Source organism: Streptococcus parasanguinis, assembly GCF_000963275.1.
Lineage (GTDB): Bacteria > Bacillota > Bacilli > Lactobacillales > Streptococcaceae > Streptococcus > Streptococcus parasanguinis_B.
On the sequence record NZ_JYOW01000001.1, the window covers coordinates 377,235 to 393,311 of the forward strand.

At 42.8% G+C, this 16,077-nt stretch carries 16 protein-coding genes; 13 read left to right on the forward strand and 3 right to left on the reverse strand.

Going from position 1 to position 16,077, the window contains the following annotated elements:
• The first annotated feature begins 12 nt into the window (after positions 1-12).
• A complete protein-coding gene (locus TZ97_RS01930; protein WP_006596750.1) occupies positions 13-771 on the forward strand; it encodes an ABC transporter ATP-binding protein in 759 nt (252 codons plus the stop codon).
• Positions 772-2,757, forward strand: a complete 1,986-nt coding sequence (locus TZ97_RS01935; protein ID WP_045759190.1) for an FtsX-like permease family protein — start codon at positions 772-774, stop codon at positions 2,755-2,757.
• Positions 2,758-3,124: 367 nt separating this feature from the next.
• Here the strand turns inward: TZ97_RS01935 and TZ97_RS01940 are convergent, their stop codons facing one another.
• Positions 3,125-3,388 carry a SemiSWEET family transporter gene (locus TZ97_RS01940; protein WP_003012241.1) on the reverse strand — a complete coding sequence of 88 codons (264 nt, stop codon included), beginning with the start codon at positions 3,386-3,388 and terminating at the stop codon, positions 3,125-3,127.
• 287 nt (positions 3,389-3,675) lie between these two features.
• On the opposite strand from TZ97_RS01940, the gene TZ97_RS01945 reads away from it, so the two are divergent.
• The 8 genes from TZ97_RS01945 to TZ97_RS01980 all read left to right on the forward strand — a co-directional run bounded on the left by TZ97_RS01945 (position 3,676) and on the right by TZ97_RS01980 (position 9,869).
• The gene (locus TZ97_RS01945; protein WP_003011864.1) at positions 3,676-3,933 is read left to right on the forward strand and encodes a SemiSWEET family transporter; all 258 of its coding nucleotides are present in this window, start codon (positions 3,676-3,678) and stop codon (positions 3,931-3,933) included.
• Between the two features lie 258 nt (positions 3,934-4,191).
• Positions 4,192-4,569 carry a YbgA family protein gene (locus tag TZ97_RS01950; RefSeq protein ID WP_045759191.1) on the forward strand — a complete coding sequence of 126 codons (378 nt, stop codon included), beginning with the start codon at positions 4,192-4,194 and terminating at the stop codon, positions 4,567-4,569.
• Entirely contained in the window at positions 4,570-4,935 is a 366-nt protein-coding gene (locus TZ97_RS01955; RefSeq protein WP_045759192.1) for a TIGR02328 family protein, read from the forward strand. It abuts the gene before it with no gap.
• Positions 4,936-5,061: 126 nt separating this feature from the next.
• Positions 5,062-5,400 (forward strand): nucleotide pyrophosphohydrolase, encoded by a 339-nt coding sequence (locus TZ97_RS01960; protein ID WP_003006111.1) that lies wholly within the window; start codon positions 5,062-5,064, stop codon positions 5,398-5,400.
• Entirely contained in the window at positions 5,397-7,127 is a 1,731-nt protein-coding gene (locus tag TZ97_RS01965; RefSeq protein WP_045759193.1) for a DUF2075 domain-containing protein, read from the forward strand. Before TZ97_RS01960 ends, TZ97_RS01965 begins: the two co-directional genes overlap by 4 nt.
• Before the next feature lie 82 nt (positions 7,128-7,209).
• Positions 7,210-8,085, forward strand: a complete 876-nt coding sequence (locus TZ97_RS01970; protein WP_045759194.1) for an Rpn family recombination-promoting nuclease/putative transposase — start codon at positions 7,210-7,212, stop codon at positions 8,083-8,085.
• Positions 8,086-8,238: 153 nt separating this feature from the next.
• Positions 8,239-9,162, forward strand: coding sequence for an L-lactate dehydrogenase (locus TZ97_RS01975; protein ID WP_045759195.1), 924 nt, complete (start codon positions 8,239-8,241; stop codon positions 9,160-9,162).
• 167 nt (positions 9,163-9,329) lie between these two features.
• Positions 9,330-9,869: an NADPH-dependent FMN reductase gene (locus TZ97_RS01980; protein ID WP_045759196.1), complete on the forward strand. Its 540-nt coding sequence runs from the start codon at positions 9,330-9,332 to the stop codon at positions 9,867-9,869.
• Between the two features lie 28 nt (positions 9,870-9,897).
• On the opposite strand, the gene TZ97_RS01985 is transcribed toward TZ97_RS01980, so the two are convergent.
• Complete coding sequence (locus TZ97_RS01985; protein ID WP_045759197.1) at positions 9,898-10,593, reverse strand: VIT1/CCC1 transporter family protein; 696 nt, start codon at positions 10,591-10,593, stop codon at positions 9,898-9,900.
• 431 nt (positions 10,594-11,024) lie between these two features.
• Complete coding sequence (locus TZ97_RS01990) at positions 11,025-12,419, reverse strand: MFS transporter (protein WP_045759198.1); 1,395 nt, start codon at positions 12,417-12,419, stop codon at positions 11,025-11,027.
• Between the two features lie 308 nt (positions 12,420-12,727).
• On the opposite strand from TZ97_RS01990, the gene TZ97_RS01995 reads away from it, so the two are divergent.
• The 3 genes from TZ97_RS01995 to TZ97_RS02005 all read left to right on the forward strand — a co-directional run bounded on the left by TZ97_RS01995 (position 12,728) and on the right by TZ97_RS02005 (position 16,060).
• Positions 12,728-14,020, forward strand: a complete 1,293-nt coding sequence (locus TZ97_RS01995; protein ID WP_045759199.1) for a PTS transporter subunit EIIC — start codon at positions 12,728-12,730, stop codon at positions 14,018-14,020.
• Positions 14,007-14,858, forward strand: coding sequence for an alpha/beta hydrolase (locus tag TZ97_RS02000; protein ID WP_045759200.1), 852 nt, complete (start codon positions 14,007-14,009; stop codon positions 14,856-14,858). The genes TZ97_RS01995 and TZ97_RS02000 overlap by 14 nt, the downstream gene beginning before the upstream one ends.
• A gap of 83 nt (positions 14,859-14,941) precedes the next feature.
• Positions 14,942-16,060, forward strand: a complete 1,119-nt coding sequence (locus tag TZ97_RS02005) for a DUF4767 domain-containing protein (RefSeq protein ID WP_045759201.1) — start codon at positions 14,942-14,944, stop codon at positions 16,058-16,060.
• Positions 16,061-16,077 lie beyond the last annotated feature (17 nt).

A 16,077-nucleotide genomic window follows, 5' to 3' on the forward strand; every position in this document is an offset into this window, starting at 1 on the left:
AAGGAGAAAAGTATGTCATTGCTAGACGTTCAACATATCAAAAAAATCTACAAAACCCGCTTTCAAGGAACGCAGGTTGAAGCCCTAAAGGACATTCATTTTACCGTGGAGAAAGGCGAGTACGTAGCCATCATGGGGGAATCAGGATCCGGGAAATCAACCCTCCTCAATATCCTAGCCATGCTGGACCAGCCGACCGAAGGACGGGTCTACCTCAACGGTACCGATACTTCCACCATCAAGAACAAGGATGCCTCGAGCTTCCGTCGGGAAAAACTAGGATTTGTCTTTCAAGACTTTAATCTGCTGGATACCTTGTCCGTCAAGGACAATATCCTCTTGCCTCTCGTCCTCTCACGCAGACCCGTCAAGGAAATGATGAGTAAGGTGGATAGCGTCAGTCGAGAGTTGGGCATTCACCAACTCCTTGAGAAATACCCTTACGAAATCTCTGGTGGGCAAAAACAACGGGTGGCCGTAGCGCGGGCCATCATCACCTCGCCAGAAATCCTCCTCGCTGATGAGCCAACAGGGGCGCTGGATTCTAAGTCTTCGGCTGCGTTGCTCGATGTCTTTGAAGATATTAATACAATGGGGCAAACCATCCTCATGGTGACCCACTCAACTGCAGCGGCTGCTCGGGCCAAGCGCGTGCTCTTTATCAAGGACGGAATTCTCTACAACCAGATCTTTCGCGGGGAAAAAACAGAGCGTCAGATGTTCCAAGAAATCTCGGATACCTTGACGGTCATGGCAAGTGAGGTGGAGTAGATGTTGCGATTAACCACTAAATTAGCTTGCTCCAATCTGATCAAGAACCGCAAGCTCTATTATCCCTTTGCGATTGCAGTCATTCTCGCAGTGACCATCGCCTACCTCTTTGACTCCCTGACCTTTAATCCCCACATTCATGAGCTTCGAGGAGGATCTCCCATGCTCTTCACCCTAGGCTTGGGACTGTTTGTGGTCAATGCTGCTGGAGCCATCATCGTGCTCTATGCCAATAGCTTCGTCATGAAAAACCGCTCCAAAGAGCTGGGAATCTACAGCATGCTAGGTCTTGAAAAGCGGCATCTCATCAGCATGATTTTCAAAGAACTCTTTATTTTTGGTTTTGTGACTATCTCAAGCGGTGTCTTGATCGGAGCCCTCTTTGATAAGCTGATCTTTGCCTTTCTCTTGAAACTCATGAAGATGAAGGTCCAGCTGGTATCTACCTTCCAACCTGGAATTGTGATTGCAGTCTTTGTCACCTTTGGTCTCATCTTTGCCCTTTTGGTCCTTCTCAATGCTTGGCGCATTCTCCGTTTGAATGCCCTGCAACTAACTCGTGAGAAAGCAAGTGGCGAAAAGAAAGCCCGCTTTTTGTGGCCCCAAACCATCCTGGGCTTAGCCTCTCTCGGTTTTGGCTACTACCTGGCTTTGTCTGTCAAAGACCCCATGTCTGCGATTTTGATTTTCTTTCTAGCCGTTGTCTTGGTTATGATCGGGACCTACCTGCTCTTTAATGCTGGGATCACCGTCTTCTTGCACCTGCTTAAGAAAAAGAAGGGTTATTATTACCAACCCAACAACATGATCTCGGTCTCTAACCTCATCTATCGCATGAAGAAAAATGCAGTGGGCCTTGCGACCATTGCCATTCTCTCGACCATGGTGCTGGTGACGATCTCTGCTGCCACCAACATCTATGTCGGTGGCGAAATGTTCAAGAAGATCATGGCTCCTCATGATTTCTCAGTTCAAGGAAAAGGGGTAGACCTGGAGCAAATCAATCAGAAATTTGATGAATTTGCTTCTGAGCATCATCTTGAGATCAAAAATCGCGATCTGATGACCTATGCCAACTTTGGGGTCAAATCCCAAAAGGGCACGGATTTCATGGTCTTCCCAGCCGATGAACGCAGCGTCACTCCTAAAACTGTCTTTATGGTCTTTGATGCAGCTAGCTATGAGCAAATGACCGGAGAAAAGGTCGATCTGATCGGCAACCAAGTCATCCTCTTTGCTCATAACAAGGCTCTGATAGGGCAAAAACAGTTCACCATCAATGGGAAAGATTTCCAAGTCAAGGAAGAAGTGACCAAGGATTTTATCACTGATCATGTCCCAAACATGTTTAACATGCTGACGGAGGATTTCAATTACCTGGTCGTGCCAGACCTCTCAGCCTTTGTCGCTCAGTTTCCGGATCTTGCCATCAATACCAATATCTACGGTGGCTTCAATGTCAATGTTGACGAAGACCAGCAACTCAAGCTGGCAGCTAGCTATGACAAGATGATCGATGAATTGAGCAGCCAACAGGCCCAAGGAACATTTGTCTATGGGGGGAACCGTGCCAATGATGTGGCAGAGTTGAATAGCCTCTTTGGTGGTATCTTCTTTATCGGTATTTTCTTGTCATTGATCTTTATGGTCGGAACCGTCATCGTTATCTACTACAAGCAAATCTCAGAAGGCTATGAAGACCGTGACCGCTTCGTCATCCTCCAACAGGTGGGGCTCGATGAAAACGAGGTCAAACGGACCATCAACCGTCAAGTGCGGACCGTCTTCTTCCTCCCTCTTATCTTTGCCTTTGTCCACCTGGCCTTTGCCTACCATATGATCCGCCTGATCCTTAAAGTGCTCGGTGTCATCAATAGTAGCCAAGTCCTCATCGTGACCCTCAGTGTCTGTGCCGTCTTTTTCATCACCTACCTAATCGTCTTTTGGATCACCTCTCGGAGCTATCGTAAGATTGTGCAGATTTAAGAAAAGAAACTCAAATTAAATTAGAAACTTTCCTTAGGTGAGTACGGACGTCAGCGAACTTCGAAGAAGTTCCATGACTAATTATTGAGCCTAAGGTCTCAATAATTCCGAGTGCCTGAAACATAATTATTTCAGGCACTTTTCTCACAGCGGAAAGTTTCAATATACTCTAATAATAATCAGATATTATTTGGATATTTTTGCACAATAATCCAGCATAGGTTATTCAAAGAAAAGAATTGTCAATTTTTTTAGCTTGCTCATAGCGGGCTTTTTTGTACGAAAACCGACTGCGATTGTTTTTGTTTTTCAAAGGGATACACAAAAAAGACTGAACCCGTAGAGTTCAGTCTTTGTTCACTTTCTATTAAAGTGATGTAAGGAAAGTCAATCCCCCTAGGATGACACCTGCCGAATTCGGAATGATCAAAATCCAGTCTTTTTTAGGTTCCTTTGTCCAACCATAAATGACCCAGATCAAGCAAGAAATAGCAGCTGACAAGGGTTGGAAAGGTTGGGCCTTATTTCCCTGTAAATTAGCAATAATTTGTGGGATGTAGGCAATGAAAACGATAATCCCAATAAAGGCACCGATCGAGCCAACGATTTGGTTGATTTTTTGTTTATTCATAAAATTTTACCTCTGTGTATCAATATAGCATAAGTAGGAAGATAATGCAATTAATTTGCATGCTATTCAAGATGAAAATGATTACATTCACACAAAATTAGACAATGTGTCAAAAAATGGCAACTAGAGAGAAGACTCTCTCGAAAAGAAATCCATCTTCCTGCAAAATCACAAGATTGTGACACTTTACAGTTCGGTAACATTTGAAAAAAAGACTTGAATTTGTAAAGGACAAAAGGTAGAATAGTGCATACTTTAAAAAAAGAAAAGGAAATGGTAGTTTCAGAATGAATGAAAAACAAATGAAAATTCTTGGTTGGGTTGCGACCTTTATGTCTGTGATGATGTATGTGTCTTACTTCCCACAAATCATGGATAACCTCGCAGGTCACAAAGGAAACTTTATTCAACCCCTTGTTGCAGCCATCAACTGTAGCCTTTGGGTTTACTACGGGCTCTTCAAAAAAGAACGCGATATTCCACTTGCTGCAGCCAATGCACCAGGGATCATCTTTGGTTTGATCACAGCCATTACAGCCTTGTAATCAATGAAAGAGAGAGTGGGACAGAAATTGGTAATTCGTTAGAATTCGATTTCGTCGTCCCACCTCCGCACAGTTGAGTAGGGGTGTAAAAGCTGATGAAATCAGCGTAGTAGAGCCCACTCAACCACTGCGTCTTGCTCGACAATCCAAAAATAATGAGAGGCTAGGACTTTTGTCCCAGCCTCTTTTTTATAACTTCACTCATTTCCATGGTATAATGGGAGGACTATTGATAGAGAGAATCAAAAGGAGACACGAGTGGATCAAAAACATCACTGCCAAGTCCTATGGGCGAAAAATAAGTACCTGGTGCTGAGCCATTCCAGCAATATCTACAAGGAGATCCGGGAATACCTCAAGCAAGACCAGGTGGAGGTCAGCCACGTCGAGGACCTGATCCAGCAAGCGCTAGCCTTGCCGGAAAATCGTGGTCAGGTCTCCAATGCCTTCCAGCATATCTGGGGCTATTTCAAAAAGCAGGCGACTGCTGAGGAAAAGGCAGACTTTATGTTGCTACTTGAGAAATACCAGCATGGGCAAGCTAGCCAGGAGGATCTCATCAAAGGGATCCAGACGCTCCTAGAGCGCTACCCTAATCGCTACTTGCAAGACTCCACTCTACTAGGAGGTCAATAGATGAGACTGTGGCACCAAGATTTGATTCCCAAACTCCCTCGCCCCCAGCTTCTGGGTCAACACCGGGAATGCTGCGCCCTTCGAGGCAATGGCTGGGGCAAGAAGCACGCGACGGTCAACTATGTCTTTGACTACTCGCCCTATCGCCTCTATGCCTATCACCGCCTGATCATGGAGGAGATGACCGCTCGTGGCTACAAGGTCAGCCCAGATTGGTGGGAGCCGACCTACCGAGGCAAGACCTGCCCAGCATACCCAGAGCTGGAAGAAGAAGCCTTGAGCACCCCTATCTATCCCGAGCATCAGGACACTTACCTCCAAGAATGCCTGGATAACCTAGCAGAAAAAGGGATTCAATTAGACTAAGAAAAAACGGACCAAACCAGGTTCGTTTTTTTGCGCCAAAAAGCAACAAAATGCTTTGAAAGCGTTAATTTCTTTCCCAAACATGCTATAATAATAGGAGATTATGTACAGGAAAAGGATAGAGGGATGAAAGAATTAATCGATTTAATTAATCAATTTAGAGATGAACGCGACTGGAGAAAGTTTCATAATGAAAAAGACCTGGCTATTTCGATTTCACTAGAAGCGAGCGAATTGTTGGAACTATTTCAGTGGAAACAATCAGAGGAAGTAGTTGAAAAGTCATTAAAAGAAATCAAAGAAGAACTTGCGGATGTTTTTATGTATTCTTTCATGTTAGCAGATAATTTGAATCTGGATGTAGAAGAAATTATAAAAGAGAAAATTGATATAAATGCAAAAAAATATCCTGTAGAATTAAGCAAGGGAAATAATAAAAAATATACGGACTTGGAGAAAAAATGAGCAATATTCAATCACCCGTAGTTATAGAAATCGATTATTCAAATCGAACATTTGATCAATTAAAAGAAACGATTGCTCCGAAACATTCTAAGCTTATCTTTGATTATCCAACTGTATATATCGTAAACGATGAGAATAAAAACAAGTATAGTGTTTATGTCGGAGAAACAACAGATATCATTCGTAGAACAAATCAGCATTTGTCAGATGATATAAAGAAGGATAGAGAAGACTGGCGGCAATTTGAACAATCTAAAACCTCTAAAATGTTTGTTATTGGGCATAACCATTTCAATAAATCTTTGACCTTGGATATTGAGAATAGGTTAATGCTTTACTTATCAAGTGTTGACCAAGTTGAAAGGGTTCAGAATAGAAGAGGAAATCCTCAAAATCAATATTATACTTCCGAAGAGTTAGATGAGATTTTCTCAAAGATATGGAGAACCCTAAATCGGAAAAACCATTATTTATTCCCAGCAGAAAGTTTTATTCGAAATTCAGCGATATTTAAATCCTCTCCGTTTCACAAGTTAACAGATGAACAAGTGAAGGCAAAAAATGAAATATTGCTCAAAATTACATCTGTCATTAGTAAAAATGAAACAGGAGTTCTAATTTTAGTAAAGGGTGATGCTGGTGCAGGGAAAACGGTTTTGATGAGTTCCCTCATCGATGATTTGTTGAATTCTGAAGATACTCAGATGATTCGCGAGAACAATGATATCAATTTGGTTGTGAATCATGATGATCAACTCAGTGTTTACCAAGAAATTGAGAAAAAATTGGAATGGAAGAGTGGATCAAATATTAATGTTGTGATGAAACCAACTCAATTTTTAAATGCTCTGAAAAAAGAAAAAACTGATGCTGGAATTGTAGTGGTTGATGAAGGTCACTTGTTATTGACTGCAAAAAATCAAGCCTATTTAGGCGGGAATCATTTAAATGATTTGCTCGCTAAATCTAAAGTGGTCGTGTTAGTTTATGATGAAAATCAGATCATGAATAAATCCCAAATATGGACAGATGATGCTTTCTTGAAATTGGAACATGAAGCCAATTTAAAAGGAAATCTCATTACGCTACATAACCAAATGCGTATCCATGCAACTAAAGAAACAGTTGAGTGGATAAGAAACCTGATTGATGCTGGAGTTGTAAATGAGGTTCCAATTGATAATGATTATGATATTAGAGTTTTTGATTCTCCTGAGGAACTTCAAAGTGCAATCATGGAAAAAAATGATAATCAGAGTTTAGGGATTTCACGCTTAACAGCAACCTATGATTGGGAATATAGTAGTCAATCAAAACCGAAGGATTCTGACTATTGGTGTGTCCGTATCGGAGACTGGTCTTGTCCGTGGAACAGACAACTTGCAAAAGAAAAAGAATCTAAACATTTATCCTGGATAGAGCAGTCTCAAACGATTCATGAAATTGGCTCAACATTTACCGTTCAGGGATTTGATCTAAATTATGTGGGAGTTATCATTGGCCCATCTGTCAAATATAGAGACGGGAAAATTATTTTTGATATAAGTGAAAGCAAAAATAAAAGTGCTGTTCAAAACAGAAAACTTGAATCAGGTGAAATGATTAATTACGGAGAAACATTATTACGAAATGAGTTAAATGTTTTGTTAACCCGTGGAGTTAACGGGCTATACGTCTATGCGGTTGATGAAGAACTTCAACAAGCTTTAAAAAATGCGACAAAATAAGATGCTTCCTATTTCCCAAATTTTTTTCGAATGATAGAAGTAGAGGGACCTTCCCTCTATTTTTTATCGAAAAGGAGCAGGGATGCAAAAAAGACATGCGCATGTATCGCCGACCTTGGATATCATGGCCAAGAAAATTTTTAGTTTGCCGGAGGTGACGGCAGCATTTATTCGGGACATTTTAGAGCTGGATGTAGCGGATGCTCAGATTGTGGAAGGAAGCCAGCCCCACAGCATGGCCTATGAGGAGGATGACTTATTCTCCACTGCGGTGGATGTGAGAGCTAAGCTCCACGACGGGACTGAGGTGATTATCGAGATCCAGATTCGCAAGCAGCAGTATTTCTTGAATCGGTTCCATTACTATTTGGCCAATCAGCTGGTGGAAAATGTGCAAAAACTGCGCCAGCAAGGTCAGACACATAAGATGTACGAGCAGATGGAGCCCGTCTATGGGATTGCGATTTTGGAGAAGTCGCTCTTACTGGACGAAGAGGCCGCCATCAACAAATACTGGTTGACCAATAGCCGATCTGGCAAGCAACTCAAGGCCTATTATAAAAATGGCAAGCACCAAAATCTTCTGCAGGTTGCCTTTTTAGAGCTAGACAAGTATAATAAAGATGAGAACCTGACAGATGCAGGCAGACAGTGGTTGGAGTTTTTTGGGAATCTTCCCTTTACAAAAGCTCCCAGTCAGGCCGTTACTCACGCAGATTCATTATTAGATTCATCTAGCTGGACCAAGGAGGAGAAGACCATGATAGACGAGCGGATTCGTATTCAAGAAAATTATGATATGACCCTGGAGACGGCTATAGACGAAGCGCGTGAAGAAGGTTTAGTACAAGGTCGTAAACAGTTGGTATGCGAGATGATCTCACGAGGAATGAAACCTGATCTGATATCGGAGATGACGGGCTTAACCATTGAAGAAATTGAGACTCTTCTTTCCTGAGTCGTTAATGGAGGCAGTGCCTCTTTTATTTTTTGAAAAAACTTGAAAATTTTCCCATTTTTTCAATCCGCCTTTCTAGAATTGTGGTAGAATAGAGTCAACAAAGAGCTATCCTCACCAACAGTGTGATCGATACTAGAAAAGAGGATTCTGATGACAAGAAAAATTGGTATTATTGGTTTGGGGCATGTGGGTGCCACCTTGGCCCACAGCATGATTTTGAAACACACCTGTGATCACTTGGTCTTGATTGATACCAATGAGAAAAAGGTCAAGGCAGATGCCTTGGATTTCTGTGATACGGTTGCCAATACGGGGTATCCAGTTCATATCACGGTCAATGATTACGCAGCTTTAGAAGATGCGGATGTCGTGGTGTCGACTCTTGGAAATATCGAGTTGCAGGCTAATAACACTGATGACCGTTTTGCGGAGCTTCCCTTTACCAGCAAGCAAGTGGTGCAAGTAGCGCGTGATTTGAAGGCTTCTGGCTTTAGTGGGGTCTTATTGGTAGTGACCAATCCGGTCGATGCCGTCACTCAACTCTATCAACAATATACCGGCCTTCCAAAAGAGCAGGTGATTGGGACAGGGACCTTGCTGGATACAGCTCGGATGAAGCGTGCAGTCGCTGATCGTTTGCAGGTTTCACCTGCTAGTGTATCAGGTTACAACCTCGGTGAGCATGGAAATTCTCAATTTGTCGCTTGGAGTCAGGTCCGTGTCAAAGGACACGCCATTACCGATCTCTTCTCTCAAGAAGAGCTTGACGCCATCAACTACGAGTCCTTGCGCGGTGGCCACACAGTTTTCTTTGGTAAATTCTATACCAATTTTGGGATTGCAGCAGCAGCCCAACGTTTAGCAGAAGCTGTGATCAATGATAGCCACGAGGAAATGCCAGTGTCTAACTATCGTCCAGAATATGGAACCTATCTTGGCTACCCGGCGATTGTAGGTAGAAAAGGAATTATTGAACGATTGGACTTGCATTTGACAGAAGAAGAAAAAGAAAAATTGCTCCATTCAGCCGAAACTATCAAGGAAAACACAAAAAAAGGACTGGAGCATGCATAAAAGAGAGGAGGCTGGGACAAAAGTCCTAGCCTCTCAATTGTCTTAGCCCTTGCTTAGTGAATTTAATAAAGCTTAGTAAATCCAAGTTGTAATTCTTGACATTACATCTAGGATATGTATAATAGTTAATATAACAAATGTTCTTACAACAGAAAGAGAAAGCAACTATGAAAAACATTTTATTTATCGTCGGATCCCTTCGTCAAGGATCTTTCAACCATCAAATGGCTAAGAAAGCAGAAAGCCTTCTTGAAGGAAAAGCAACAGTGACTTACTTGGACTACAAAGACATCCCAATGATGAACCAAGATTTGGAAACGCCAACCTTACCAGCAGTGCAAGCAGCGCGTGATGCGGTTCTTGCTGCGGATGCCATCTGGATCTTCTCGCCAGTCTATAACTTTGCTATTCCAGGTGTAGTGAAAAACCTGATCGACTGGCTTAGCCGTGCCCTTGACCTGTCAGAAACTCGTGGTCCATCTGCCCTTCAAGACAAGATCGTAACGGTTTCTTCAGTTGCCAATGCTGGACACGAACCAATGTTTGCGGCATACCAAGCGCTCTTGCCTTTCGTTCGGACTCAAGTGGTTGGAGAGTTTACTGGAACAACCGTTAACCCAGAAGCTTGGGAAACAGGTGAATTGGTCTTGACAGATGAAGCAGTCGCAGGATTGGAAAAACAAGCACAAGCCTTATTAGAAGCATAAGAAAAGCTGAGACAGAAGTCTCAGCTTTTTAGATACTAAAGAGTTGTCCGAAGAAGTATGTCACACCCATGGTGAGAAGGCCAATGATGAGATTGCGAAGCATGGCTTGCTTGGTTGGTGCTTTTCCCAGTTTCGCACTGGTATAGCCAGTGAAGATTAAGGATAGTCCAACAACGAAGACCGTCACCGGAATGCGATAGGCAGTTGGAAAGAGAATAATAGAGAGCATTGGAGGAAGGGAACCAACAGAAAAAGCAAGGAAGCTAGAGGCAGCAGCATGCCAAGGATTGGTAAACTCCTCGTATTCGATACCATATTTCTCTTCAACCAGGGCTTTGAGAGGATGTTTCAGAAATGCCCGTTCTGTCAAAATCTTTGCGGAAGTTTCGCATTCTCCATTTTGAAGATAAGCGTGGTAGAGAGATTCTCTCGCTAACTTTGGATCGCGATCCAACAAGGCTTGTTCACGGTTAACAGCGGCTTCTTCCGTGTCTTTTTGTGTGGAAACAGAGACATATTCACCGCCCGCCATCGAAAAGGCACCTGCCAGAATCGCAGACAAGCCAGATAGGAAAATGATCCAGATGTTTGGTGTGGCACTGGCCACCCCGATCACCACCCCAGCAATAGAAATAATCCCATCATTGGCCCCGAGAACAGCGGCTCTCAAGATATTCAATCGGTCGTTAAATGATTCATCTACTCCATGTTTTATTTCAGTCATACAATATCTCCTTTGTCTTATTTAGAATGATTATAAATAAAATACAAAAAGAAAGCAAGGATTTTAACTCAAATGATAAAAGTTCGACAATTTAATGAAATTTAAGTTATAATCTTTGACATTGCAAGCAAAAAAGAAAGAATAGGGCATACGCCTATTCTAGCAAGGTTTATTTAGCGGAAGTGGTCTTACCTTTGAAGATCCTGATGGCATTGTCACACGGGTCAGAAAAGGATAATAAAAAGGGAGTGGGAAAGAACTCCAACTAATTTAGAGGAGTTCGTTTTCCCACCCCCGCAAAGTTGATTAGGTCTTCTTTGGAGCTTAATTAAGCGAACAAAGATGTCAATCAACCACTGCGTCATACAGTTATTTCTATCAAAGATCGAAGGCTGGACAGTTTATTCCCAGCTCCTTTCTGATGAGAAAAATTAATTCGTATCTTGTTCTTTCCCAACAACCCAAAATAAGAGAAGGAGTTGGAAGATGCCTAAGGCAAATAGGACCATAAAACCGTTGCGACTTCCTTTAGCAGTGGCTTGGGTGAAGTCCATCTTTTGATTAGCTTGGCTCATGGCAACGATCAAGGAAGCCAGGGTTGTTCCGACAGCGCCTGCAAATTGTTGCAGAGTGTTAAAGATCGCGTTCGCATCGGGTTGCTCTTCCAGAGAGAGTTGTTTTTGTCCGTTGGTCATAATATTGCCGAAGGCCAGTCCCATACCGGTCATGAAGATCATGTAAAAGATAAGAATCAAGCCATTTGTCAGCTTCAGGGCAAAAAGAGTGAAGTGGAAATGGGCCAGAAGGATTAAAACAGCTCCAAGGAGAATCGGTTTACGGGCGCCCAACTTATCTAGAATGAGACCAGAGAAGGGAGCAAAACCTGCTCCAATGATGGCTCCTGGAAGTAGCATCAAGGCTGCAAGTGTGGTACTCGAGTGGTTGACCAATTGGACATAATTGGGCAAGAGGAAACTCATGGCCAGAGAACCTAATTGGAAAGTGAAAAAGGCAAGAACATGGCCAGTGAGGAGATGGTTCTTTAAGATGGCAAGGTTGATAATGGGAGTCTCCAACTGATTGGACCGCCAGACTAAGAGAACCAGTCCCAAAAACCCAATCACCAGCCAACCAAGGACAGAAAAACTAAAGAAAGCATGATCAGAAAGACCGTGAATGCCTAAAATCAAGCCTAAAAATGAAGCAATAATAGCGATAAGGCTCATGATATCAAGGGTTTCTCGTTTGACTTTACTGATTTGTTCAATGGAACGAAGCCCTGCAACTAGCGAAGCTAGAAGGATCGGGAATTGAACCAAGAAGATGGAACGCCAGCCAAAGTTAGCTGTCAAGAGACCACCGACAGTAGGCCCAATGGCGGGAGCGATAGCTGTAATCAGGGTCCCCACTCCCATCATGAGACCGATCTTGCGTTTTGGGACCTGCTCTAAAATGATATTAAACATCAGAGGAAGGGCAAAACCAACCCCCATTCCTTGGACCAATCGACCCAAAACCACAAAGCCAAAACTTGGAGCTAAGAAGTCAATGAGAACACCTAAAACAGATAGGAGATTTCCAACTAAAAAGATGGACTTCATTTTAAAAGAGCGCTTGAGGTAGGCAGATAAGGGGACTACACAGGCAACCACTAGAAGATAGATGGTGGTGACCCACTGGACGGTTGCGGTATTGATCTCAAATTCCTTCATCAATATTGGGAAGGTGATATTCATGGCAGTTTCTCCAGCCACCCCGCAAAAGGAAAGGATCCCTGTTGCAAAAATAGCATACAGGACCTTGGCTGAAATTTTTTCTTGTGACATCGGTGTCTGATTCCTCCTAAATCTTCCTATAGACATGGACTATGGTATAAAAAATATGGTAACGATCTGATTTTCCGTCAGGTAGCATAGTGGGACCTACGGCAACCTGATCCATCGTTTTATTAGCTAACAAATAGTATAGAGGAAATGAAGACCCCTGTCAAAGAGTTTTTGAACAGTTTTGAAAATATTAACAGCATTCTCAACTGATGACGTCTCTCCAAACGAAAGGTAAGGATCGCCAGTATGATATAATAAGAAGAAAGCAGTAAACGTGAATAAGTCAATCAACTCGAACAGGAGGCCCCTTGACCAAGTATTTAGTCCAGAAGTTTTTCTGGTTACGAGAAAAAAGTTTGATTCAAATTTCCCAGAAAACCCTTGTTTCCTTATTTCCTTTTTTTCTATTTTCAGGAATCATTCGGGTGATCGCTCTATCGGTCTTCTCCGATCGAGGCTATATCCATCAGCTCTTTTCGATGGATAGCTGGTTGCCATGGGATCAGGCCATCAGCCAGGTCCTCGGTAATATTTCCGACTTTCTAGGAGGGCTAGCAGGCCCTTTAGCGACCTACTTCGCTGGAAAATACACAGATGGGCACTACGGTAGAAGTACAGGGACAGCAGGTGTCACCGCTCTTTTGGTCAGCTTGATTGTAGGGTCCCAGGAATTGTTGGTGGGCCCCCTCCATGACGGGCAACTGACGCGTATCAACTTACCTGCGACGACCAATATCGTCTTAGCGATTTTTTTAGGCTATCTAATCGGGCAAATCTTTCGTCTATCCAAGGCTAGTGACGACCAGATTGTGGACAAGGATTTCATCTATCAGCCCAAGACGGTGCGTCCCATTTTCTTGTCCTTAGTTCTAGGGGTCAGCCTCAATCTTCTTTTGGTTCTTGGGAACCAATTTAATATTTTTCAGACTATCCGACAGTTCTTGGCTTCTCTCACGGTAAGCAGTCATTATCTTTTGTCCACCTTTGTCATGGGACTATTTAGTGGGCTATCTGCTTGGTTTGGAAATAGTCAAGCCTTTGCCTTGAACTCAATTGCGGAGGATAACTTTGCTTTGGAAAATCTCACCTACGCTGTGACCCATCATACAACGACAGGCATTCCTCATCTCTATACCTTGACCAATTTGTACAGCAGTTTTGGTCTGGTGGCTGGTGTCGGCGCTGTCCTAGCGCTTTTGGTTGCAATCTTATTGGTTTCACGAAGTCAAAAGGACAAGAAAGTCAGTCTCCTCAGTCTGTTTCCAAGTCTCTTTAACAACGGGGCGTCTTTCATGGTAGGGATACCGGTCCTTCTCAACCTGCTTTATGTGATTCCTTTCTTGTTGATCCCTTTGGTGAATATGGCGATAGCAGCTCTAGCTTTGTGCCTCAAACTGATGCCAGCAGCCGTCTATCCGGTGCCAGATGGGACTCCTAGCCTTCTCTATGCTTTTATTGGAACAGGAGGAAGTCTGAGAGCCTTAGCTGTCAGTATACTTTGTTTTGCCGTCGATGTGCTCCTTTATCTACCATTTGTCCGCATGGGAAATCGTATCCGAAAAGATTTAAAAGTGAAAGGAGAAAGCGATGAAGCCATCTAAAAAAACAGCGATCGTCCTTACTTTGGTCAGTCTTTTCTTGATAGCTTTAGCCATTCCTTCTTATAGCTGGACTCGGACCAATGTTTCAAGAATCGAGAAATTCTACAATTCAAAATTATCTCCTATCATTATGATTCCGGGAAGTTCAGCGACAGAGAATCGATTTGATGGTTTGGTAACCAAACTAAACCAAGATCGACGCGGGACCAAACACAGCCTGCTCAAGGTATGGAATGATGGGAATATCACCTATAGCGGTAGTATTGATGCCAAGGACAATGAACCAGTGATTGTGGTTGGTTTTGAAAACAACAAAGATGGCTATAGCAATATTAAAAAGCAGGCTAAACTATTCAATCAAGCCTTTGAAGCCCTTCAAGAAAAATACAATTTTAATAATTTCAAGGGCTTGGGTCATTCTAACGGGGGCTTGATTTATACAGCCTTTATCGAAAATTATCTAGAAGATTATGATGTGGATCTAAAGACCCTCATGACCATCGGAACTCCCTATAATTTCACGGAAACCAATATTCAAAATAAATCTGAGATGTTGGCCGATTTTATCAAGGGAAAAAAAGCCATCCCCAATACGCTTCATATGTATTCAGTAGCAGGAACCATCACCTATGATTCCGATGAGTTAGTCCCAGATGCCAGTGTTTCTGCTGGGAAATATATCTACCAAAACCAAGCAGCTAGCTATACGGAGATTACGGTGACGGGGGAAGATGCCCAGCACTCGGACCTTCCAACCAATGATGAGGTGGTTGCCTTGGTGAAAGAGCATATTGAAAGTCAAATGGATCGTAGAACCAAACCAAATAAAGAAAACTAAGTGTGAAGAAGGGATTCCTTCCTCCCACTTTTTTTAGTATAATAAAGATCAGTATGAAAACATGGGAGACTAAAGGAGATCAGATGAAAAGAAAACATTGGATGCAGTTGGGATTAGCGGCTTCGAGTATGGTCTTGTTAACAGGATGTTACCAGAGATACCAGCGGCAGTCCAGTCCTAAAAAAGAGGTTGCAACGAGCCAGACTTCAGCAAAGAAACAAGCGAAAAAAGCAGACAACAAACAATTATACCAGTCTGTTTTTTCAGACTACCAAAAGATTTTTGCCACTTCAAAAGATTTGGATGCCATTTCCAAATTGAATGATGAATTAGCCAAAGAAGATCGGATGATCAATAGCTGGGTGATCGAGACTGTCATCAATCAGCCAGCAATTGTTCGCTATGCATTTAAGGACTTAAATAGCGATGGGGTAGATGAGATGATCATCGCTAACCAGCAAACCGATGGGAGCTACTTTGCGACAGGAGTCTACTACCTCAAGGACCAAAAGCCGACCTTGCTTGCAGAAGGTTTCGTCGCTGGACACGGAGGAGCGCGCAATGCGACAACCCTCTATAAGGGAGGAGATGTCTTAGAAGTCAGCTGGTTGTCGGGAACTGGCCGTGGTGTAGCCGTGCTTTCACGAATAGAAAAGACACCTCAAGCCGCGACAAAAGTCCAGGAAGAAGAAGTCCAAGTACCTGGTTCAGACCTGAATGCCCTCTTTGGAAAATCTGATGAGGATAAACTGGATCTCAAGAGTTTTGACTGGCAAACCTTTGAAAGCACACCATCAGGAGGCGATACCCTAAGCCAGGAGAAAACGCCATGGAATGCTGAAAAATCAGCAAAATTAGCAGAATTTATGAAGACCTGGGGCGAAAAGATGGGGCAACCCAACTACCAAAAAGGCATTGCTGGCGGTGATGTAGGACCAGACAACCTCTATACTCTAGGGGACAATAGCAAGATGGATGCTATTTATACAGATACTGGCCAAGGAAATGCAAAATACCGCATTGTAGAACGCTATAGCAATTGGGACAAGTATCCAGATGTGCATAGTTATTTCTTTGCCATTACGGATACGGGAGAAGCCATCGTCTTTCATTCGCCAACGACCAATGGTGGAAAGATGTATCTAAAACCAACAGACAACAAGGAACTTCAAGAAGAATTTACGCAACTGCTTCATCAATAAAAAGAAGAATAAATCAG

What these genes read in the sequence shown, in the direction of transcription:
- TZ97_RS01930 (WP_006596750.1), top strand. Translation starts at nt 13, where the DNA reads ATGTCATTGCTAGACGTTCAACATATCAAAAAAATCTACAAAACCCGC.
- TZ97_RS01960 (WP_003006111.1), top strand. Translation starts at nt 5,062, where the DNA reads ATGAAAGAATTAATCGATTTAATTAATCAATTTAGAGATGAACGCGAC.
- TZ97_RS02005 (WP_045759201.1), top strand. Translation starts at nt 14,942, where the DNA reads ATGAAAAGAAAACATTGGATGCAGTTGGGATTAGCGGCTTCGAGTATG.
- TZ97_RS01970 (WP_045759194.1), top strand. Translation starts at nt 7,210, where the DNA reads ATGCAAAAAAGACATGCGCATGTATCGCCGACCTTGGATATCATGGCC.
- TZ97_RS01945 (WP_003011864.1), top strand. Translation starts at nt 3,676, where the DNA reads ATGAATGAAAAACAAATGAAAATTCTTGGTTGGGTTGCGACCTTTATG.
- TZ97_RS01975 (WP_045759195.1), top strand. Translation starts at nt 8,239, where the DNA reads ATGACAAGAAAAATTGGTATTATTGGTTTGGGGCATGTGGGTGCCACC.
- TZ97_RS01935 (WP_045759190.1), top strand. Translation starts at nt 772, where the DNA reads ATGTTGCGATTAACCACTAAATTAGCTTGCTCCAATCTGATCAAGAAC.
- TZ97_RS01965 (WP_045759193.1), top strand. Translation starts at nt 5,397, where the DNA reads ATGAGCAATATTCAATCACCCGTAGTTATAGAAATCGATTATTCAAAT.
- TZ97_RS01990 (WP_045759198.1), bottom strand. Translation starts at nt 12,419, where the DNA reads ATGTCACAAGAAAAAATTTCAGCCAAGGTCCTGTATGCTATTTTTGCA.
- TZ97_RS01940 (WP_003012241.1), bottom strand. Translation starts at nt 3,388, where the DNA reads ATGAATAAACAAAAAATCAACCAAATCGTTGGCTCGATCGGTGCCTTT.
- TZ97_RS01980 (WP_045759196.1), top strand. Translation starts at nt 9,330, where the DNA reads ATGAAAAACATTTTATTTATCGTCGGATCCCTTCGTCAAGGATCTTTC.
- TZ97_RS01955 (WP_045759192.1), top strand. Translation starts at nt 4,570, where the DNA reads ATGAGACTGTGGCACCAAGATTTGATTCCCAAACTCCCTCGCCCCCAG.
- TZ97_RS01985 (WP_045759197.1), bottom strand. Translation starts at nt 10,593, where the DNA reads ATGACTGAAATAAAACATGGAGTAGATGAATCATTTAACGACCGATTG.
- TZ97_RS02000 (WP_045759200.1), top strand. Translation starts at nt 14,007, where the DNA reads ATGAAGCCATCTAAAAAAACAGCGATCGTCCTTACTTTGGTCAGTCTT.